The sequence below is a fragment of the Delftia sp. S65 genome, from assembly GCF_016516495.1.
Lineage (GTDB): Bacteria > Pseudomonadota > Gammaproteobacteria > Burkholderiales > Burkholderiaceae_C > Comamonas > Comamonas acidovorans.
The window spans coordinates 78,381-97,378 of record NZ_JACVUR010000009.1; the positions used below are offsets into that span (position 1 = coordinate 78,381).

An 18,998-nucleotide genomic window follows, 5' to 3' on the forward strand; every position below is an offset into this window, starting at 1 on the left:
CCGATTCCTAGGATCCTTTCAACTGCCCCCAATGCCCACAGGGCCTATGGCGTCCCCGGGCGAGGCCAGTGTTTAGCATGGGGCCATGCAAGTCCGCTCCATCCCCCGCCCCTTCATCCGCACCCCGCGCCTTGCCGGCCTGGCTGCGGCCGCATTGCTGGCGGCAGCCCTTGCCGGCTGCGCAAGCTCCTCCGCCCCGGCGCGGGACTGGACGCAGCAGTTGCAGCGCTGGTCCGACGCGCCCATCGTGCTGCTGGGCGAGCAGCACGATGCGGTCGCCCACCAGGCCTGGCAGCAGGCCACGGTGGAGCAGTTGGCAAAACAGGAGCGCCTGGCCGCGCTGGTGATCGAGATGGCGCCGCGCACCGGCTCCACGGCCAGCCTGGCGCGCGATGCATCCGAGGACGCGGTGCAGCAGGCCCTGCAATGGCAGGACGCGGCCTGGCCCTGGCCGCGCTACCGCGGCGTGGTCATGGCCGCCGTGCGCGCTGGCGTGCCCGTGCTGGGCGGCAACCTGCCGCGCGCCGACATGAAGCAGGCCATGCGCAACGAGAACCTGGACACCCACCTGCCGCCCGAGGGCTGGCAGCGCCAGCTCGACGCCATCCGCGAAGGCCACTGCGGCCTGCTGCCCGACACCCAGCTGGTGCCCATGGCCCGCATCCAGCTGGCCCGCGATGCCAGCATGGCCGAGGTGGCCAGGGCCGCTGTCAAGCCCGGCAAGACCGTGCTGCTGGTGGCCGGGCGCGGCCACGTGCTGCGCGGCGTGGGCATTCCCAGCTGGCTGCCCGAGGCCGCAGGCGCCAAGGTGGCCGTGGCGCAGGCGGGGGAGACATCGGTGGCGCAGGCCTCGGATGTGGATTGGCTGCAGAAGACGGATGCCCTGCCCGCCAAGGACCACTGCGCCGAGCTGCGGGAGAAGTTCAGGAATCCGCCGGCGCCGCGGGCCGATGCGGGCTGAAGCCCGCTGATTCCTGAAGAGGTTGCGGCCGGCCTTGCGACCGGCCGTTCAAGCCTGTGGCGGCACAGGCGCAGGAAATCAGCGGTAGAAAGCTTCCACGGCGCCCTTGAGCTTGATCAGCAGGGGCTTTCCCTTGCGGTCCACCGTCTTGCCGGCAGGCACCTTGATCCATCCCTCGCTCACGCAGTATTCCTCCACATCGAAGCGCTCGTTGCCGTTGAAGCGGATGCCGATGTCGTGCTCGAACACGGCGGCCACATGGTGCGGGCTGCGCGGGTCGATGGACAGGTGGTCGGGCAGTGCGGGGCGATCGGCGGGTGCGTTGGCGTCGGTCATGGTCTTGTTCTCGCAAGAGGGTTCTGAAGAAAGCCGGTATTGTCCGCGCAATTCGCAGGCAGGCGCTGGCTGACAGGCTTTGGCGGCAGGCATCGTCATGCGGATGGCGGACGGGCGTCGTATGCTGCGCTCCATGCTGTCGCCAGAGCAACGTCAAACACTGAAGTCGGCTAAGCGCCTGCCGCTGGCGCTGCTGCTGTTCGTGGCGCTGGGCTTCGTGGCCTCGTCCGTGGCGGCGGGGCACTGGCAGCAGGTGCCGCTGTGGCTGGCCTGCATCAAGGCCGTGACCGAGGCCTCGCTGGTCGGCGCGCTGGCCGACTGGTTTGCGGTGTCGGCGCTGTTCCGGCGCATTCCGCTGCCCCTGGTCGGGCGCCATACGGCCATCATCCCGCGCAACAAGGACCGCATCGGCGAGAACCTGGCGAATTTCGTGCGCGACAAGTTCCTGGACGGCCCTTCGCTGGTGGCGCTGATCGAGCGCCATGATCCCGCGCGCGTGCTGGCCGGCTGGCTGACCACGCCGGCCAACAGCACCCTGCTGGGGCGGCAGGTGGCGCGGCTGGCGCTGGCGGCGCTGGAGATGGTGCAGGACCGGCAGGTGGAGCGCTTTCTGACACAGGCATTCAAGGCCTTGCTGGCCCAGGTGGACCTGCCCCGCGCGGCGGCGGATCTGTTGTCGGGGCTGACCAAGGACGGCCGCCACCAGGCCGTGCTGGACGACGTGCTGGCCCGCGTCAGCGGCGTGCTGCGCGAGGCCGAGACCCATGTGCTGATCGCCCAGACCATCGTGCTGTGGCTCAAGCGCGAGCATCCGCTCAAGGAAAAGATGCTGCCCACGGACTGGCTCAGCGACAAGGGCGCCAGCGCCATTGCGGGCGCGCTCGACAGCCTGTTGCAGGACATCGCCAGCAATCCCGAGCACCACATGCGCAAGGCCTTCGACGCCTCCGTGGACCGGCTGGTCACGCGGCTGCAGTCCGACCCCGCCATGTCAGAGCGCGCCGAGCGGCTGCGCCACTACCTGCTGCACGACGAAAAGCTGGCCGGCTACCTGCGGGCGCTGTGGCTGGGCCTGCGCGCCAAGTTGCAGGCGGACCTGGCCAACGAGCATTCGCAGGTGGCGCGCAAGACCGCCGCCATGGGCCGCTGGCTGGGCCAGTCGCTGGCGCACGACGAGGCGCTGCGCAGCTCCATGAACGAGCGCCTCAAGCGCTGGGCTCAGGCGCTGGCGCCCGATGTCTCGCAGTTCCTGGCCCAGCACATCGCCGATACCGTGCGGCGCTGGGATGCGCGCGAGCTGTCCGAGCTGATCGAGCTGCACATCGGCAAGGACCTGCAGTACATCCGCATCAACGGCACCGTGGTCGGCGGTGCCGTGGGGCTGGTGCTGTTCCTGGTCTCCAATGCGGGGCGGCTGTGGTCCTGATCTTCGTATCAGGATGTTGCCTGCGGGCCACATCGGGCCAACTTTACAAAGCTGCCGTGCTCGCCGGAACGCCGTGAATCGGGCCGGGCGCTGAACGCGCCCGGGCACTGGCGGCCCTGCATGTCATTGATGAACAAGGCAACATTCAGCATCCTGAATGAATTGCTCACAGATCGGCCCGCTTGTAAAGAAAAACAGCAGCTGCGCTGCCGTCGGCCAGGCCGTTGTCGGCGGGAAAATAAAATAAGAACGATTCGCACTCATCAAAAACAACAGAGCGGATGCGCACCCCGGTCGTTCGACCGTCCGTGATTCTTCTTGCGAGCTTTCCCATGCACAACTGCACAGCCCCCGCGGCGGGCCGTGGCTTTGCCCTGTCCGCCCTTTGCACCTCCCTGCGTGCTTCGTTTCCTTCCACCGCCGTTCCCCTGCGCCGCACCGCGCTGGGCGCCTGCCTGGGCCTGCTGGCCTCGGGCAGCGCGCTGGCCCAGGCAGCAGGCGGGGCGACGCTGGAAACCCTGGTCGTGACGGCCAGCGGCTTCGAGCAGGAGATCAGCCAGGCGCCGGCCTCGATCTCGGTGATCACGCGCCAGGAACTGGAGCAGGGCGCCTACCGCAACCTGCACGATGCCCTGCGCGATGTGCCCGGCGTGATCCTCACGCCCTCGGACAACAACTCCAACGACATCTCGTTGCGCGGCATGGGCGCCAACTACACCCTGATCCTGGTGGACGGCAAGCGCATGAGCACGCGCGAGACCCAGACCAACGGCAGCACCGGCACGGACCAGAGCTGGATTCCGCCGCTGGAGGCCATCGAGCGCATCGAGGTGGTGCGCGGCCCCATGTCCTCGCTGTACGGCTCGGACGCCATGGGCGGCGTGATCAACGTCATCACGCGCAAGGTGGCGAAGAACTGGCATGGCTCGGTGCGCGCCGACGCCACGCTGCAGGAGCGCTCCACCTCGGGCGATGCCTACCAGACCAACTTCTACCTGTCAGGCCCGATCAAGACCGACCTGCTGGGCCTGAGCCTGTACGGCAACTACGGCAAGCGCGACCAGGACCGCATCTACCAGGGCTACAACAAGAGCGACAACCGTTCGCTGAACCTGCGCCTGGCGCTGACCCCCAGCAAGGACCACGACCTGATCGCCGAGATCGGCACTTCGCGCCAGCACTTCGTTTCGTCGCCTGGCATGACCCTGCTGCCCACCGACGCGCCCAGCGACCGCAAGTTCGAGCGCGAGAACTACTCGCTGCAGCACAAGGGCCGCTGGGGCTGGGCTTCCTCCGACACCTATCTGCAGCGCGAGGAAACGCGCAACCTGTCGCGCGACATGACCATCAGGAACACGGTGTTCAACAGCAGCTGGGTAGCGCCGCTGGGCCGCCAGCACCTGCTGACCACGGGCGTGTACTACAACCAGCAGGACCTGCGCGACACGACGACCAATACGCTGCCGGGCTCGGCGCGCACCACGGCCGATCGCACGCAGTACGCCTGGTTCGCCGAGGACGAGTGGCGCCTGCGCGAGAACTTCGCCCTGACCGGCGGCCTGCGCTACGACCACGACAGCAAGGGCGGGTCGCAATGGAGCCCGCGCCTGTATGGCGTGTGGAACCTCGACGCGCAATGGACCGTCAAGGGCGGCGTGTCCACCGGCTTTCGCGCGCCCTCGTTGCGCCAGACCCTGGGCGACTGGGGCCAGTCCAGCCGCGGCGGCAACATCTACGGCAACCCCGACCTGAAGCCCGAAACCTCGCTGAGCAAGGAACTGGGCGTGCTCTACAACAACGGCGCCGGCCTGTCGGCAGGCCTGACGGTGTTCGACAACGAGTTCAACGACAAGATCACGCGCATCGCCTGCCCCGAGTGCGGGCCTGCCAATTCCTCGGGCAACACGCCCACCACCAACGTCAATATCGACAAGGCCATCACGCGCGGCATCGAAGCCACGTTCAAGGCCCCGCTGGCGCGCACGCTGGACCTGAGCAGCAGCTACACCTTCACCAAGTCCGAGCAAAAGAGCGGCGAGTTCGCGGGGCAGCCGCTGAGCCAGCTGCCGCGCCACATGCTCAACCTGGCGCTGAACTGGAAGCCTTCGCAGCAATGGGCGGGCTGGGCCAAGCTGTCCTACCGGGGCAAGGAAAGCCAGCCCACGGGCGGCCGTTCGGCGCGCACCTGGGTGGCTGGCAGCTATGCCATGTTCGACATGGGCGGCTCCTACAACTACAGCAAGGACGTGACCTTCTACGCAGGCATCTACAACCTGTTCGACAAGGACGTGTACTACGAGGACTACGCCACGGTGCAGGACGGCCGGCGCTACTGGATCGGCATGAACGTGAAGTTCTAGGCATCCCGGCCGCAAGGGCGGCCGCTGCCCGTGGCCTGCGGATCAGGCCGCGCCGCTTCCCGGCGCGGCACCCGCCTCCGGAGGCCGGAACTCCATTCATTTTTTCCTGGGATTCTTTGCCATGACCTTCGATATCACGCGCCGCGCGGCGGCGCTGGCCTTGCCGGCCTTGTTCCTGGGGACTGCGATGGCGGCCCCGCTGTCCGTGCGGCATGCCGGGGGAGCGGCCAGCCTGCCCGGCGCACCCCGGCGCGCGGTGGTTTATGACCTGGGGGCGCTGGATGCACTGCATGCGCTGGGCGTGCCCGCGTCGGCGGTCGCAGGCGTGCCCCGGGCGCAGCTGCCCCGGTATCTGGACAGCTTCGCGCAGCGGCCTGCGGCGGGCGGGCTGTTCGAGCCCGACTACGAGGCGCTGAGCCGGCTGGCGCCCGACCTGATCATCGTGGGCGGGCGCTCGGCCGGCAAGGCCGAGGTGCTGGGACGCATCGCGCCCACGCTGGACCTGAGCGTCAGCGGCAAGCACATGCTGGCCGATATCGAACGCAACATCGCCACGCTGGCGCTGCTGTTCGGCCGCCAGGCGCAGGGCCGTGCGCTGGTGCAGCGCATCCAGGCCGAGCTGCAGGGCCTGCGTGCCCAGGCCTCGCAGGCCGCGCCGGGCCTGCTGCTCATGGCCGTGAACGACAAGCTCCTGCCGCAGGCGCCGGGATCGCGCTTCGGCTTTCTGTTCGATGTGTTCGGCGCGCGCTCGGCGCTATCGGCTGCGCAACTGCCAGCCCGCGGCACCGCCTACGGCTTCGATGATGTGGCGCGGCTGGACCCCGAGTGGATCTACGTCATCGACCGCAACACGGCCACGGGCCAGGCGGCAGGCGGCGGCGAGATCATGGCTTCGCGCAAGGTGTTCGACAACGCGCGGATCCACGCCACGGCGGCCGGCCGCAAGGGGCAGGTCGTCTTCCTCGATCCCAAGGGCTGGTACCTGATGGGCAGCGCCGGGCCGACAGCGCTGCTGGACAACATGGCGCAGCTGCGCCAGGCCTATGGCGCGGCGTCATCGCGTTGACCGCGGGCCAGGGCCGGCTCCCGGTCCCGGCCCCACAGCGCAATCACGCGCACATAGGCCAGCTCGGCCAGCAGCTCCACCAGCGTCTGCGTGACGATGACGGCCGGCAGCACGGGAATGGCGCCAGGCACGGCCAGGGCCAGCGGCAGCACGACCAGCGAATTGCGCGTGCCCGCGCTGAAGGCGACCGCTCGGCCTGCGGGCGCTGGAAGCCGGAAGACACGCGCCACCAGCCAGCCCAGCGCGGGCGCTGCCACCGCAAAGGCCGTGTAGACGGGCACCATGCTCCAGGCCGCGTGCGTGGCCGGGCCCAGTTGGGGCAGCACGGAGGCGATCACCACGAACAGCACCAGCGCGGTGGCCGGCACGGGCAGCAGGCCCAGCCATGCCGAGGCGCTGGCGCCGCGCCGGCTGCGGGCCGCCCACAACTGGGTGGCAGCGGCCAGGGCCAGCGGCACGGCGATCAGCCACACGAACGCATGCAGGAAAGGCCCCGCCTGCACCAGCCGCGCCGCATCGTCTCCCAGGAACAGGCCCAGGTAGCCGGGCAGGGCCAGCATCTGCGCGATCAGCAGGGCCGGCGTGGCCGCCAGCAGCAGGCGCGCATCGGCGCGCCCCAGGTGGGAGAAGGTGACCACGTAGTCGATGCAGGGCGCCAGCAGCACCAGCAGCGCGCCCAGGCGCAGCAGGGGGTCGGCGGGCAGGAACTGCAGCAGCGCCCAGACCAGCAGCGGCACCACGATGAAGTTGGCCACCATCAGCGCCGCCAGGAAGCGCACCTGGCCAAAGGCACGCCGCAGCTCGGCCACGGGTACCTGCAAGAAGGTCACATAGAGCATCAGCGCCAGCGCGGGGTTGATGGCACGCTCCAGCACGCCCGTGCCGGGCAGCGCCCAGGCGGCGGCTGCGGCCAGGGCCACGGCGGCGAAGTAGATGGGGATCTGGCGCTGTTCGAGCGCGTCTCGGGTGTCTTGCATTCGGGGCGCCGGGTGCGGCAGGGGCGGCAGGGACGGCAGGGGGTACGGGGTGCCTAGTATGGCAACGGCGCGGCCAGCCGCTGTCTCGAATTCCCTGCCTTCGGCACGACAGGCTCAGCCGGGCGATGCCGCGCCCAGCACCTTGTAGAGGTAGGAGCGCGAGATGCCCAGCTCCTGCGCGGCCAGCTTCTTGTTGCCGCCGCAGCGTGCGATGGCGTCGAGGATGGCATTGCGCTCCTGGTCCTTGAGCGGGGCCACGGCGCCGGTGGAGGGCATGTCTGCCTCTGCAACGGGCAAAGGCCGTGCACCGGCCAGCGGGTCCTCGTGGCGCGCGAAGTTGTCCACGCCCAGCAGGTGGCCGTCGCAGAACACCAGGGCCTCTTCCACGCGCTGGCGCAGCTGGCGCACATTGCCGGGCCAGGCCTGGCGAGCCAGGTAGGGCATGACACCGGGCGCGATGCGCGGCAGCGCAATGCCGTTGCGCTCGCAGAACGACTGGGCAAAGCGCTGCACCAGGGCCGGGATGTCCTCCAGGCGCTGGCGCAGTGCCGGCACATGCAGCACCACGCCGCTGAGGCGGTAGAACAGGTCCAGCCGGAAGCGGCCGCTGTCGATGAGGCCGCGCAGGTCGCGGTGCGTGGCGGCCACGATGCGGAAGTTCACCTGCCGGCCGCTGTGCGCGCCCAGGCGCTGCACCTGGCGGTCCTCCAGCACGCGCAGCAGCTTGACCTGGATTTCCATGGGAATGTCGGCCACTTCGTCGAGGAAGAGCGTGCCGCCCTCGGCCTGCTCCAGCTTGCCGGGCTGGCCCTGCCTGCGCCCGCCCGTGAAGGCGCCGGCCTCGTAGCCGAACAGCTCGGACTCGATCAGCGTGGCCGGCAGCGCCGCGAGGTTGAGGCTGACCAGGGGCGCGTCGGCATCGCGCCCGCGCGCATGCAGGGCCTGGGCCACCAGTTCCTTGCCGCTGCCGCTCTCGCCCAGGATGAGCACGGGCACGTCCAGCCGCGCCACGGCGTCGATCTCGCGGGCCAGCCTTTGCATGGGGGCGCTGGCGCCCACCATCTGCGCCGTGGGCGTGCCGCCGCGCAGCTGGCTCAGTTCGCGCTTGTAGTGCTGCACCTCGTCATGCAGCTGGTTCAGCCGCTGCTGCATGCGGTTGAGCGCCTCCACGCCGCTGAAGCTGACCTGGCCCACGGCGCCCACCACGGCGCCGCCCTCGTAGACCGGCATGCGGTTGACGATGCGGCTCACGCCCGGCCCCAGCTGCTGCAGGTCGCCGATCTCGGCCCGGCCGCTGCGCACCACGTGGGGCAGACGCGAGTTGGGGATCACGTCCTCGGCGCGCCGGCCTGCGGCCGTGCCGGGCGCCAGGCCGAAGAACTTCTCGTGCACGGGGCTGATGTAGCGCATCAGCCCTTCATGGTCGGCCACCGTGATCGCCTGGTACGGGTTGGTCAGGAACATGTTGAGGATGGCGAAGGCGAAGGGCACGCTGGCCACCATGTCGAACAGCGCCGCCGCCTCGTCGGCCGGGCGCAGCAGGGCGACCTCGCCCTCGGCATCGGCCAGCACCACGGCCACATGGCGGGCCACCGTGCCGCGCGGGCCCGGTGTTTCCACGTGCAGCAGCTGGCCATGACCGATGGGGTTGTTCCCGTCGCCGTGCGCGCGGGCCAGGGCCTCGGTAACGGCCGCATGCAGCAGCAGCTCCTGCGCCAGGCCCAGCCGCGCCACGGGCTCGGGCGAGTCGCGTCGCCAGACGAGAACGCCGAATCGGTGGTCGGGGGAGCTGGGCATGGGCATGGCGGGCAGTGGCTGGGGTGAACGCACTCTAGCGGCGCGCAGGCCACGGGTCTGTCCCCGTGGTGTCTCCATGAAAGACAGTGCCCAACCCGTGTCTTCGAGGTTGTCCTTGATGTGGACACGTGAAGGTCGACTGTGGAAAAAATCCTTTGAATTCAACGCACTGCGTTCTGGCACGCCTTGTGCATCTCCAAAGGCACAAGGAGACACGACGACATGAGCTGGCAACCCGAAGTGGACGAGATCGCATACCGCCGCGCACTGGCGGCCAAACTGGGCGGAGAGGACAAGGTGGCGCGGCACAAGGCCGCCGGCAAGCTCACGGTGCGCGAGCGCATCGATGCCTGCACGGACGCGCAGTCCTTCGTGGAGGTGGGCTCGCTCACCGGCTCGGGCCAGTACGACGGCCTGGGCCGGCTGACGGACTTCACGCCCTCCAACCTCATCATGGGCCGGGCGCGCGTGGGCGGGCGGCCCGTGGTCGTGGTGGGCGACGATTTCACGGTGCGCGGCGGAGCCAACGACGGCGCCGTGGGCGACAAGCTGATCTTTGCCGAGAAGATGGCGCACGACCTGCGCCTGCCCATGGTGCGCCTGGTGGACGGCACGGGCGGCGGCGGCTCGGTACGCAACATCGAGACCAAGGGCTACACCAGCGTGCCCACCATGAAGGTCTGGAGCCAGGTGGTGCAGAACCTGTCCACCGTGCCCGTGGTCTCGCTGGCCCTGGGCTCGGTGGCCGGCATGGGCGCGGCGCGCGTGGCCTCCAGCCATTACTCGGTGATGGTCAAGGAGACCGCCCAGCTGTTCAATGCCGGCCCGCCCGTGGTGGCGCGCATCGGCCAGAACGTGACCAAGAACGAGCTGGGCGGCAGCCAGGTGCACACGCGCAACGGCGTGGTCGATGACGAGGTGGCCACCGAGCAGGAGGCCTTCGAGCGCGTGCGCCGCTTCCTGTCCTACCTGCCATCGTCGGTGTACGAGCTGCCTGCGCGCACCGCGCCGCAGGACGATCCGCGGCGGCGCGACGAATGGCTGCTGTCGGCCATTCCGCGTGATGGCCGCAAGGTCTACAAGATCCGGCCCATCGTCGAATGCCTGGTCGATGAGGGTTCCTTCCTGGAGACGGGCCGCCACTGGGGCCGGGCCATCGTCACGGGGCTGGCACGCGTCGACGGCTGGCCCGTGGCCGTGGTGGCCAGCGACCCGTACTTCTACGGCGGCGGCTGGGACGGCCCCTCGGCCGAGAAGTTCACGCGCTTCGTGGACATGGCCCAGACCTTCCACCTGCCCGTGGTCAACCTGGTGGACATCGCGGGCTTCCAGATCGGCGTGGAGGCCGAGAAGGCCGGCGTCATGCGCTACGGCGTGCGCGCCCTGGCCGCCGTCTACCAGGCCACCGTGCCCTGGTGCAGCATCCTCATCCGCCGCGCCTACGGCGTGGCGGCGGCCGGCCACCAGCACATGGGCCGCTTCAACTTCCGCTATGCCTGGCCCTCGGCCAACTGGGGCTCGCTGCCCATCGAGGGCGGGCTGGAGGTGGCCTACAAGGCCGAGATCGAAGGCGCCGACGACCCCGTGCAAAAGCGCGCCGAGATCGAGCAGCGCGTGCGCAGCCTGACCTCGCCCTTCCGCACGGCCGAGGCCTTCGGCATCGACGAGGTGATCGATCCGCGCGACACGCGCGCCCTGCTCAGCGAATTCGTGGAACTGGCCGCGCCGCTGCGCGAGGCCGGAGCGCCGCAGTTCGGCCTGCGGCCCTGAACGCATAAAAACCCAAGGAGACAAAGCAATGGCAACCAGACAACCGCGCGCGCCCTCGCGCCGCACCGCCCTGGCCCTGTGCCTGGCGCCGTGCCTGACCATCTGCGCCGCGACGGCGGCCCAGGCCCAGGCCCCCCAGGAGGACAAGTGGCCCACGCGCCCCGTGCGCATCGTGGTCGGCTTTCCTGCAGGCTCGTTCACCGACACCATTGCACGTGCGCTGTCCGAGCCGCTGAGCAAGTCGCTGGGCCAGCCCGTGGTGGTGGAGAACAAGCCCGGCGCCAACGGCGCCATCGGCGTGGGCGAGGTGGCGCGCGCCGCGCCCGACGGCTACACCCTGCTGGTCACCAACTCCAGCAGCATCACCATCAACCCCCAGATCTACAAGAAGATCACCTACCGCGCCAAGGACTTCGCGCCCATCACCATGGTGCTGGATGCGCCCTTCATCCTCACCGTCAACCCCGAGTGGGCGCAGAAGCACCAGATCCGCTCGGCCAAGGATGTGATCGCCTTCGCCAAGGGCCATCCCGACAAGCTCAGCTACGGCTCTGCCGGCCCCGGCAACATCGCCCACCTGGCCTATGCGGCCTGGAGCAACCGCACGGGCGTGAAGACCACGCATGTGCCCTACAAGAGCGCATCGCAGGCCCAGATGGCCGTGCTCAGCGGCGAGCTGGACACGCAGTTCGACACCTGGAGCGCGCTGCCCCACATCGCCAGCGGCAAGCTCGTGGCGCTGGCCGTCACCGCGCCCCGGCGCATGCAGCAGCTGCCCGAGGTGCCCACCATGGCCGAGGCCGGCTATGCCGATTTCGACGTCACCTTCTGGGCCGGCCTGCTGGCGCCTGCGGGCACGCCGCCGGCCATCGTCAACCGGCTCTACGAGGCCTCCAGGGGCGTGCTGCAGGACGCACGCATCCGCGCCGTGCTGAGCAGTCAGGGCGAGCCCGTGATGATGCCGCCCGCGCCGTTCGGCCAGCGCATCGCCAAGGAAGTGGCCGACTGGGGGCAAGTGATCCAGCGCGAAGCACTTTCCCTGGATTGATGAGGTACGCATGTCTCTGTTGCAAGCACTGAACCCCCGCTCCGTCGCCATCCTTGGCGCCTCCGACAATCCCATCAAGGCCGGTGGCCGGCCCATCGACTACCTGCGGCGCCATGGTTTCACAGGCCGCATCCTGCCCGTCAATCCCAAGCGCGCCGAGGTCCAGGGCATGGCTGCCTACCCCTCGCTGCGCGCGCTGCCCGAGGCGCCCGATGCCGTGGTCATCAGCCTGCCCGGCGAGGACGTGGCCGCCGCCATCGACGACTGCGTGGCCGTGGGCGCGCGCCTGGCCGTGATCTATTCGTCCGGCTTTGCGGAGCTGGGCGAGGAGGGCCGCCGGCAGCAGGCCGACCTGGTGGCACGGGCGCGCAGGGCGCCAGGCGGCGGGCTGCGCCTGTTCGGCCCCAATTGCCAGGGCGTGGCCAACTTCGCCACGGGCGCCATCCTCAACTTCTCGACCATGATCAACGAGAACGCGCCGGCCGACGGCCCCGTGGCCATCGTCAGCCAGAGCGGTGCGGGCGCGGCCATTCTCTACGGCGGCCTGCGCCGCGCGGGCATCGGCGTGCGCTACATGCTGTCCACGGGCAACGAGGCCGATGTCTGTGCGGCCGAAGCCGTGCGCGCCGTGGTCGAGGACGAAGGCATCCGCCTGGTCGTGCTCTACATCGAGACGCTGCGGCAAAGCGCCTGGCTGGCCGAGGCCGCGCGGCTTGCCCATGCGCGCGGCGTCACCATCCTGGCCGTGAAGGCCGGCCGCACGCGCGCAGGCCAGGCCACGGCCAGCTCGCACACGGGCGCGCTGGCGGCCGAGGACGCGCTGGCCGATGCCTTCCTGCGCCAGCACGGCATACCGCGCCTGGCCGACTTCCGCGAGCTGATCGACTACGCGCCGCTGTTCCTGTCCCAGCCTGCGCCGCGCGGTCGCCGCGTGGTCAGCATCAGCAATTCGGGCGCCACCTGCGTGCTGTCGGCCGACGCGGCCGAGGAATACGGTCTGGCCCTGGAGCCGTTCGATGCCGCCACGCTGGACAGCCTGTCCCAGGCCCTGCCGTCCTATGTCACGGCGCGCAATCCCATCGACATGACCACGGCCCTGCTGGGCAGGCCGCAGACCTTTGGCGACACGCTGCGGGCCTTGTCGGGCAGCGGTGCGGCGGACCTCGTTCACGTGGGCTTCCCTATCGGCGGCGAGGGCTATGACTTCGCCGACTTCGCGGGCCAGGCCAGCCGCTTTGCGCGCGATACCGGCGTGCCCATTGCGGTCAGCGTCAACCAGGACTGGGTGGCCCAGGCCTTCCAGGACCAGGGCGTGCCCACCTTCTGGAGCGAACGCGCCGCCATGCGCGGCCTGGCGCTGCTGGCCGAGCAGGCCGGCGGCAGGCAGGCACAGGCGCCGTCTGCCGAGGCATCGGTGCCGGTGGCGGCCTCCCGCTCCATCACGCTGGACGAGCCCTCCAGCCTGTCCGAACTCGCCCGCGCCGGCCTGCCGGTGATGCGCCATCTGGTCTGCAGGAGCGAGGACGAGGTGCGCGCCGCCATCGAGTCCCTGCCCCGGCCCCTGGTGGCCAAGGGCGTGTCCGCCGATATCTCGCACAAGTCCGAGCATGGCCTGGTGCGGCTCAACATCCGCGAGGCGGAGCAGGCGCTGCAGGCCTTTGGCGACTTCGCCGCCACGCTGGCCCGCCTGGGCGCGGCCGATGGCGGCCTGCTGCTGGGAGCCCAGCACAGGGCCGACTTCGAGCTGGCGCTGGGTGCCCATGTCGATGCCGAGTTCGGCGTGGTGGTCATGGTCGGCCAGGGCGGCGTGCTGGTGGAGGCGCTCAGGGACGTGCAGTTCCTCGTGGCTCCCTTCAGTGCGCGGCAGGCGCTGGATGCCCTTGCGCGCCTGTCCATCGCCCCGGCCTTTGCGGCCGTGCGCGGCATGCCGGCCGTGGAGCTGGAGGCCGTGGCCGCCATGATGGTGCGGCTGGGCGACTGGATGCTGGCCCAGGGCGGGCGCGTGCAGTCGGTCGATGCCAATCCCGTGCTCGTGGCGCGCGGCGCGCAGGCGCCGGTCATCGTCGATGCGGTGGTGGCCGTGGCCGCCGCGCCAGCTGTCTCCACGGAGGCGGCATGAGCGGCGCCCCGCACCCCATCGGCCGCGTGCTGGTCGCCAACCGGGGCGCCGTGGCCGCGCGCGTGATCCGCACGCTGCGGCGCATGGGCCTTGAATCCGTGGCCGTGTACTCCGAAGCCGATGCCGGCCTGCCCTATGTGCGCGCTGCCGACCAGGCCGTGTGCATAGGCCCTGCGCCCGCCGCGCAAAGCTATCTGGACCAGGCGCGGCTGCTGCAGGTGGCGCGCGAGACGGGGGCCGATGCCGTGCACCCGGGCTACGGCTTTCTCTCCGAGAACGCGGAGTTCGCCGAGGCCGTGCAGCGCCAGGGCCTGTGCTTCATCGGCCCCTCGCCGCACTGGATACGCACGCTGGGCCACAAGACCCAGGCGCGGGCCTTCATGGCCGCCCAGGGCATGCCGCAGGCGGCCAGCTCGGCCGTGCTGCACAGCGTGCAGGAGGCGCAGGAGGAGGCGGCGCGCATCGGCTTTCCCGTGCTGGTCAAGCCCGCAGGCGGGGGCGGCGGCATCGGCATGCTGCCCGCGCACGATGCACCGCAGCTGGAGGCCGCCTGGTCCAAGGCCAGCGGCATTGCCGCCAAGTACTTCGGCACGGCCGAGCTGTACCTGGAAAAGCTGATCGAGGCGCCGCGCCACATCGAGTTCCAGGTGCTGGCCGACCGCCATGGCGAGGTGCGCGTGCTGTTCGAGCGCGACTGCTCGGTGCAGCGCCGCCACCAGAAGGTGGTGGAAGAGGCCCGCCCCGCAGGCATTCCCGCGCAGGCCCTGGCCGACATGCGGCAACTGCTGGCCGGCCTGCTGGCGCGCACGGGCTATGACGTGATCGGCACCGTGGAGATGCTCTACACGCCGCAGCACGGCTTTGTCTTCCTGGAGATGAACACGCGGCTGCAGGTCGAGCATGCGGTGACCGAGGAGATCACGGGCATCGACATCGTCGAGGCCCAGATCCGCCTGGCCGCCGGCGAGCGCATGCGGGATGTGCTGCCCGCCGAACCCGTGGCCCGCGGCCATGCCATCGAGGCGCGCATCTATGCCGAAGACCCCGTGCGCTTCCTGCCCTCGCCGGGGCGCCTGGACCGCTTCGAGATGCCCCAGGGCGAAGGCCTGCGCGTGGAGACCGGCTATGCCCAGGGCTGCAGCGTCACGCCCTTCTACGACCCCATGGTCGCCAAGCTCGTGGCCCATGGCAGCGACCGCGCCCAGGCCATCGCACGGCTGCGCCAGGCACTGGCGCAGACCCGCATCGAGGGCGTGAAGACCAATATCCCCTTCATCGAACGCATCCTGGGCCACGCCGATTTCCTGGACCTGCGCATCGACACCGGCATCGCCCAGCGCGTGCTGGCCCACCTTTGAAAGCCCTACCCATGACCACCACCCCGAACATGATCACAAGCCCCATCGCCGGCCTCGTGGCCGCTGTGGAAGCCGCCGAAGGCGGCACCGTCGCCCTGGGCGACACCCTCATCATCGTGGAGTCCATGAAGATGGAGATTCCCGTGGAAAGCGAGGTGGCAGGCGTCGTGCGCCGCATGCTCGTGGCCGTGGGCGAGCCGGTGGCCGAAGGCCAGGCGATTGCGGAGATCGGATGAACGCCGTTGGAATCTCCACCGCCCCGGACCTGGAGGCCGCCGCGCTGGCGCGCGGCTACTTCGGCATCGACGTGCCCTTCATGTCCCATATCGGCCTGGAGCCCGTGAGCCTGGCGCCCGGCCTGGCGCGCACGCGGCTGCCCATGCGCCCGCACCTGGCCAACAGCCGGGGGCATGGCCATGGCGGCGCGCTGATGAGCGCGCTGGACTTCACGCTGAGCGCGGCCGCGCGCTCGTCCAACCCGCTGGGATTGGGCGTGGTGACCATCGAGATGAGCACGCATTTCCTCGCCTCGGCCACCACCGACCTGCTGATCGAGGCCCGCGTGCTGCGCGCAGGCGCGCGCACCGTGTTCTGCGAGGGCAATGTGCTGGACAGCGCGGGCCAGGCCGTGTGCACGGCGCGGGCCGTGTTCAAGCTGATCGCGCTGTAGCCTGGCTTCAGGCGCCGTCGCCTTCGGGCGCCGGCGGCAGCAGGTGCTGGCCGATCTGCTGCCACGCCTTGGCCGCGTCATGCTGGCCGCCGAACATGTGGCAGCTGGCGGCCGTCATGGCCAGGCGGGCGTTTTCGGGTTCCAGGTCGAACGCCAGCTCGCATTGCGCGGCGGCGTTGCGCCACATCACCACGGCGTCTGGCGATTCTTCCTTTTGCAGCGCATGGGCTTCGGCCATCCAGGCCTGGGCCAGGCGAAACGCGCCCTCGGCCTGGTCGGGGTCGGCCTTGTGGGCCAGGTAGAACTGCTTGCCGGCCTGCTGCCACAGCGCCCGGGCCTGGGCGAAATCCTGGGTGGCGGCCCGCTGTGCCTGGGCCACCAGGGCATTGCCTTCGGCCAGCAGCGTTGCGTAGGAGGAGGGGGCGTCTTGCGTCATGGGGCGCCATTGTGCCGCCGCTCCGGTGCCTGTGTTCAGGCCGGGGAATCGCGCGGCGGGCTCGGGCTGTCGGGCAGTTCCAGGCCGATGCGCGTGAAGCCGCCTTCGGACTCGGCAAAGCAGCGCCCGCCGTGCATGCGCGCGATGGCGGCCACGATGGCCAGGCCCAGGCCATGGTTGCGGTCGGCCTGGCTGCGCGCGGCGTCGGCCCGGTAGAAGCGGTCGAACAGGCGCGGCAGGTCGGCGGGAGCTATGGTCGGGCCCCGGTTGAGCACCGCCAGCGCCACGTCACCGGCGCCGCCGTGGTGGGCACAGGGCCGAGCGCCTATCTGCACGGTGATGGTGGAGCCGCGCTGTGCATAGCGTGTGGCATTGCCCAGCAGGTTGGACAGCGCCCGGCGCAGCAGCCGCGCATCGACCTCGGCGGCCGCGTCGCCCTGGACGACGACCTGCAGGTCGGCCTCCTGCAGCGCGGCCTCGTGGAAGTCGATGACCTCATGGGCCAGCGCGGCCAGGCTGGCCCAGGGCGCCAGGCGCGCGCCCTGGCCCCGGTCGGCCTGCGAGAGAAACAGCATGTCGGCCACGATGCCGGCCATGCGCCGCAGGTCCTCCAGGTTGGAAGCCAGCACCTCGCGCAGTTCGGCCTCGCTGCGCGGCTTGCGCAGGGCCAGCTCGCAGCTGCTGATCAGCGTGGTCAGCGGCGTGTTCAGCTCATGGGCCACGTCGGCGTTGAAGGCCTCCATCTGCCGGTAGGCCACGGCCAGCCGCTCCAGCAAGGCGTTGAATTGCGCGATCAGCGGGCGCAACTCCTGCGGCTGTCCGCTGTCGTCCAGGCGCCGCTGCAGGTCCTGGGCGGACAGCTTGCGCGTCTGCTCGGTCAGTTCGCGCAGCGGCGCCAGGCCCAGGCGCACCAGCCAGATGCCGGTCAACGACACCAGCAGCGTGCCGCCCACGGCGGCCAGGGCCAGCGTCCAGGCCAGCAGGGACAGCTGCCGGTCATCGTCGGCGCGGTCCAGGGTGAGCTGGGCCTGTGCATGCTGGCCACTGTCGGCCAGCACCACCTCGAAGCTGCGCTGCAGCGTGCGGCCCGGCGTCTTGGGAATGCGCAGGCGCTCGTAGATCACGCGGCCCTGCAGGTCGGTGATGCGCAGCGACATCTCGTCCAGGCCCGTGAGAAAGTCGTCCAGCATGTGGGCCAGACCGGCCTCGTTGTGGGCGCTGCGGCTTTCCGTCATCAGGTGCAGCACGGCCTGCTGCTTGAGGTCCAGCGTCTCGTGCTGGTGCTGCTCCAGCGTCATTGATGCCACCCCGTAGACGGCCGCGCACACCAGGCCCAGGCCCAGCATGGTCTGCAGCGCCAGCCAGCGCGACAGGCGCCGGCCCAGGTGGGGAATGTCGGCGGGGACCTTGGCGTTCACGGTGCGCGCGACTCCAGCACATAGCCCATGCCGCGCACCGTGTGCAGCAGCGGCTGCTCGAAGGGCTGGTCCAGCTTCAGGCGCAGGCGGCGCACGGCGACCTCGACCACATTGGTCTCGCTGTCGAAGTTCATGTCCCAGACCTGGGAGGCCAGCTCGGTGCGCGACAGCACCTCGCCCTGGCGGCGCAGCAGCAGGCTCAGCAGGTTGAATTCCTTGGCCGTGAGGTCCAGGCGCTGGCCGGCGCGCGTGGCGCGTCGGCGGATCAGGTCCAGCTCCAGGTCGGCCATGCGCAGCATGGTGGCCTCGGCCGCCGGATGCGCCGTGCCGACACTGCGGCGCAGCAGCACATGCATGCGCGCCACCAGCTCGGAGAAGGCAAAGGGCTTGACCAGGTAGTCGTCGGCGCCGCCCTGCAGGCCGCGCACGCGGTCCTCCACCTGGCCGCGCGCCGTCAGCATCAGCACCGGCGTCTGGCGCGACTGGCGCAGCGCCGCCAGCACGGCCAGGCCGTCAATGCCGGGCAGCATGCCGTCGAGCACGATGAGGTCGTAGGCCAGCTCCGTGGCCAGGTGCAGGCCGTCGATGCCGTCGTGCGCGACATCGACCACGAACCCCTCCTCGGTCAGGCCCTTGCGGAGGTAGTCGGCCAGCTTGATTTCGTCTTCGATGACCAGGACTTTCATGCCGAGCATTGTCGGGGAAGGGCATGGTTTGCCAAGATGACAAATTTGTCATGTGCCCGACAGCCACAGGTCGCCGCACGGCCCTAGACTCGCCGGCTTGGGGGAGTCGTGGTTGTGGGCAAACGCCATGCACGACAATCCCCACCTGCCCCATGCCCTCCTCCATGACCCGGCCCCGTCTCGCCGCCCTCGCCGTTCTCGTGATCGCGCTGCTGTTCCAGTGGAGCTGGATGGCGGCCGCTGCACTGTGCCGGCACGACGGGCATGAGACCCGGCACTTCGGCCACCATGTCCACGGCGTGAGCCTGCATGGCATGGGCGCCGAGCGCCATGCCAGCGCAGATCCGGGCGCTGGCGCCGAACCGGGGCAACCGGCAAAGAAGGCGGACCAGGGCCAGCCGTCGTCGCTCAGCGTCGATTGCTCCATGTGCCATGCCTGGGTGGCCGTCGCCACCCACTACGCCAAGGCCGCGCCGGTGGCGCCTCCCCCCATGCCATTCGCCGAGCCGCTGCGCCGCCATGCCTCGGCCGTGCTGCTGCGCCCCGATCGGCCCCGCTGGCAGGGCTGAC

18 protein-coding genes are annotated in these 18,998 nt (G+C 70.1%); 11 read left to right on the forward strand and 7 right to left on the reverse strand.

The genetic code is table 11. The features are described from left to right. The first annotated feature begins 85 nt into the window (after positions 1 to 85). Positions 86 to 961 carry a ChaN family lipoprotein gene (locus IAE24_RS10590; protein ID WP_199960517.1) on the forward strand — a complete coding sequence of 292 codons (876 nt, stop codon included), beginning with the start codon at positions 86 to 88 and terminating at the stop codon, positions 959 to 961. Positions 962 to 1,039: 78 nt separating this feature from the next. Here IAE24_RS10590 and IAE24_RS10595 read toward each other — a convergent pair whose 3' ends face one another. Beyond that, positions 1,040 to 1,297 carry a DUF3297 family protein gene (locus IAE24_RS10595; protein WP_013804396.1) on the reverse strand — a complete coding sequence of 86 codons (258 nt, stop codon included), beginning with the start codon at positions 1,295 to 1,297 and terminating at the stop codon, positions 1,040 to 1,042. A gap of 121 nt (positions 1,298 to 1,418) precedes the next feature. Between IAE24_RS10595 and IAE24_RS10600 the strand changes: the two genes are divergently transcribed. Then, entirely contained in the window at positions 1,419 to 2,723 is a 1,305-nt protein-coding gene (locus IAE24_RS10600; protein ID WP_081816128.1) for a DUF445 domain-containing protein, read from the forward strand. Positions 2,724 to 2,889: 166 nt separating this feature from the next. On the opposite strand, the gene IAE24_RS10605 is transcribed toward IAE24_RS10600, so the two are convergent. Beyond that, positions 2,890 to 3,057: a hypothetical protein gene (locus IAE24_RS10605; RefSeq protein WP_156815065.1), complete on the reverse strand. Its 168-nt coding sequence runs from the start codon at positions 3,055 to 3,057 to the stop codon at positions 2,890 to 2,892. On the opposite strand from IAE24_RS10605, the gene IAE24_RS10610 reads away from it, so the two are divergent. Then, positions 3,056 to 5,083, forward strand: coding sequence for a ligand-gated channel protein (locus IAE24_RS10610; protein ID WP_065347465.1), 2,028 nt, complete (start codon positions 3,056 to 3,058; stop codon positions 5,081 to 5,083). The genes IAE24_RS10605 and IAE24_RS10610 overlap by 2 nt on opposite strands. A gap of 121 nt (positions 5,084 to 5,204) precedes the next feature. Continuing rightward, complete coding sequence (locus IAE24_RS10615) at positions 5,205 to 6,149, forward strand: siderophore ABC transporter substrate-binding protein (protein ID WP_199960518.1); 945 nt, start codon at positions 5,205 to 5,207, stop codon at positions 6,147 to 6,149. Here the strand turns inward: IAE24_RS10615 and IAE24_RS10620 are convergent. Both IAE24_RS10620 and IAE24_RS10625 read right to left on the reverse strand, forming a co-directional pair. Further along, on the reverse strand, positions 6,125 to 7,126 hold the full coding sequence (locus IAE24_RS10620; RefSeq protein ID WP_199960519.1) for an arsenic resistance protein: 1,002 nt from the start codon (positions 7,124 to 7,126) through the stop codon (positions 6,125 to 6,127). The two genes, IAE24_RS10615 and IAE24_RS10620, sit on opposite strands and share 25 nt — an antisense overlap. A 114-nt stretch (positions 7,127 to 7,240) precedes the next feature. Continuing rightward, positions 7,241 to 8,923, reverse strand: a complete 1,683-nt coding sequence (locus tag IAE24_RS10625) for a sigma-54 interaction domain-containing protein (protein ID WP_199960520.1) — start codon at positions 8,921 to 8,923, stop codon at positions 7,241 to 7,243. A gap of 222 nt (positions 8,924 to 9,145) precedes the next feature. Between IAE24_RS10625 and IAE24_RS10630 the strand changes: the two genes are divergently transcribed. Genes IAE24_RS10630 through IAE24_RS10655 form a run of 6 tightly spaced genes read left to right on the forward strand, consistent with a single transcriptional unit; the run spans position 9,146 to position 15,888 of the window. After that, on the forward strand, positions 9,146 to 10,693 hold the full coding sequence (locus tag IAE24_RS10630) for an acyl-CoA carboxylase subunit beta (RefSeq protein ID WP_199960521.1): 1,548 nt from the start codon (positions 9,146 to 9,148) through the stop codon (positions 10,691 to 10,693). A 28-nt stretch (positions 10,694 to 10,721) separates the two neighbouring features. Continuing rightward, complete coding sequence (locus IAE24_RS10635; protein WP_016451976.1) at positions 10,722 to 11,741, forward strand: tripartite tricarboxylate transporter substrate binding protein; 1,020 nt, start codon at positions 10,722 to 10,724, stop codon at positions 11,739 to 11,741. 10 nt (positions 11,742 to 11,751) lie between these two features. Next, positions 11,752 to 13,860 carry an acetate--CoA ligase family protein gene (locus IAE24_RS10640; RefSeq protein ID WP_199960522.1) on the forward strand — a complete coding sequence of 703 codons (2,109 nt, stop codon included), beginning with the start codon at positions 11,752 to 11,754 and terminating at the stop codon, positions 13,858 to 13,860. Continuing rightward, on the forward strand, positions 13,857 to 15,218 hold the full coding sequence (locus tag IAE24_RS10645; protein ID WP_199960523.1) for an acetyl-CoA carboxylase biotin carboxylase subunit: 1,362 nt from the start codon (positions 13,857 to 13,859) through the stop codon (positions 15,216 to 15,218). Before IAE24_RS10640 ends, IAE24_RS10645 begins: the two co-directional genes overlap by 4 nt. An 11-nt stretch (positions 15,219 to 15,229) precedes the next feature. Further along, positions 15,230 to 15,454 carry an acetyl-CoA carboxylase biotin carboxyl carrier protein subunit gene (locus IAE24_RS10650; protein WP_012203026.1) on the forward strand — a complete coding sequence of 75 codons (225 nt, stop codon included), beginning with the start codon at positions 15,230 to 15,232 and terminating at the stop codon, positions 15,452 to 15,454. Beyond that, positions 15,451 to 15,888 carry a PaaI family thioesterase gene (locus tag IAE24_RS10655; protein WP_012203025.1) on the forward strand — a complete coding sequence of 146 codons (438 nt, stop codon included), beginning with the start codon at positions 15,451 to 15,453 and terminating at the stop codon, positions 15,886 to 15,888. Before IAE24_RS10650 ends, IAE24_RS10655 begins: the two co-directional genes overlap by 4 nt. Positions 15,889 to 15,895: 7 nt before the next feature. Here IAE24_RS10655 and IAE24_RS10660 read toward each other — a convergent pair whose 3' ends face one another. From IAE24_RS10660 to IAE24_RS10670, 3 genes are read right to left on the reverse strand one after another with little or no spacing between them, the layout of a single operon-like run. Next, positions 15,896 to 16,324 (reverse strand): hypothetical protein, encoded by a 429-nt coding sequence (locus tag IAE24_RS10660; protein ID WP_199960524.1) that lies wholly within the window; start codon positions 16,322 to 16,324, stop codon positions 15,896 to 15,898. A gap of 35 nt (positions 16,325 to 16,359) precedes the next feature. Next, positions 16,360 to 17,742, reverse strand: coding sequence for a heavy metal sensor histidine kinase (locus tag IAE24_RS10665; RefSeq protein WP_199960525.1), 1,383 nt, complete (start codon positions 17,740 to 17,742; stop codon positions 16,360 to 16,362). Continuing rightward, positions 17,739 to 18,428 carry a heavy metal response regulator transcription factor gene (locus tag IAE24_RS10670; RefSeq protein ID WP_169807217.1) on the reverse strand — a complete coding sequence of 230 codons (690 nt, stop codon included), beginning with the start codon at positions 18,426 to 18,428 and terminating at the stop codon, positions 17,739 to 17,741. Before IAE24_RS10670 ends, IAE24_RS10665 begins: the two co-directional genes overlap by 4 nt. Before the next feature lie 152 nt (positions 18,429 to 18,580). On the opposite strand from IAE24_RS10670, the gene IAE24_RS10675 reads away from it, so the two are divergent. Further along, entirely contained in the window at positions 18,581 to 18,997 is a 417-nt protein-coding gene (locus IAE24_RS10675; RefSeq protein ID WP_233626183.1) for a hypothetical protein, read from the forward strand. Position 18,998 lies beyond the last annotated feature (1 nt).

Coding starts and splice junctions, on each gene's coding strand:
- IAE24_RS10635 (WP_016451976.1), top strand. CDS start 10,722: ATGGCAACCAGACAACCGCGCGCGCCCTCGCGCCGCACCGCCCTGGCC.
- IAE24_RS10590 (WP_199960517.1), top strand. CDS start 86: ATGCAAGTCCGCTCCATCCCCCGCCCCTTCATCCGCACCCCGCGCCTT.
- IAE24_RS10595 (WP_013804396.1), bottom strand. CDS start 1,297: ATGACCGACGCCAACGCACCCGCCGATCGCCCCGCACTGCCCGACCAC.
- IAE24_RS10600 (WP_081816128.1), top strand. CDS start 1,419: ATGCTGCGCTCCATGCTGTCGCCAGAGCAACGTCAAACACTGAAGTCG.
- IAE24_RS10645 (WP_199960523.1), top strand. CDS start 13,857: ATGAGCGGCGCCCCGCACCCCATCGGCCGCGTGCTGGTCGCCAACCGG.
- IAE24_RS10630 (WP_199960521.1), top strand. CDS start 9,146: ATGAGCTGGCAACCCGAAGTGGACGAGATCGCATACCGCCGCGCACTG.
- IAE24_RS10625 (WP_199960520.1), bottom strand. CDS start 8,923: ATGCCCAGCTCCCCCGACCACCGATTCGGCGTTCTCGTCTGGCGACGC.
- IAE24_RS10610 (WP_065347465.1), top strand. CDS start 3,056: ATGCACAACTGCACAGCCCCCGCGGCGGGCCGTGGCTTTGCCCTGTCC.
- IAE24_RS10660 (WP_199960524.1), bottom strand. CDS start 16,324: ATGACGCAAGACGCCCCCTCCTCCTACGCAACGCTGCTGGCCGAAGGC.
- IAE24_RS10615 (WP_199960518.1), top strand. CDS start 5,205: ATGACCTTCGATATCACGCGCCGCGCGGCGGCGCTGGCCTTGCCGGCC.
- IAE24_RS10620 (WP_199960519.1), bottom strand. CDS start 7,126: ATGCAAGACACCCGAGACGCGCTCGAACAGCGCCAGATCCCCATCTAC.
- IAE24_RS10640 (WP_199960522.1), top strand. CDS start 11,752: ATGTCTCTGTTGCAAGCACTGAACCCCCGCTCCGTCGCCATCCTTGGC.
- IAE24_RS10605 (WP_156815065.1), bottom strand. CDS start 3,057: ATGGGAAAGCTCGCAAGAAGAATCACGGACGGTCGAACGACCGGGGTG.
- IAE24_RS10650 (WP_012203026.1), top strand. CDS start 15,230: ATGACCACCACCCCGAACATGATCACAAGCCCCATCGCCGGCCTCGTG.
- IAE24_RS10670 (WP_169807217.1), bottom strand. CDS start 18,428: ATGAAAGTCCTGGTCATCGAAGACGAAATCAAGCTGGCCGACTACCTC.
- IAE24_RS10675 (WP_233626183.1), top strand. CDS start 18,581: ATGCCCTCCTCCATGACCCGGCCCCGTCTCGCCGCCCTCGCCGTTCTC.
- IAE24_RS10655 (WP_012203025.1), top strand. CDS start 15,451: ATGAACGCCGTTGGAATCTCCACCGCCCCGGACCTGGAGGCCGCCGCG.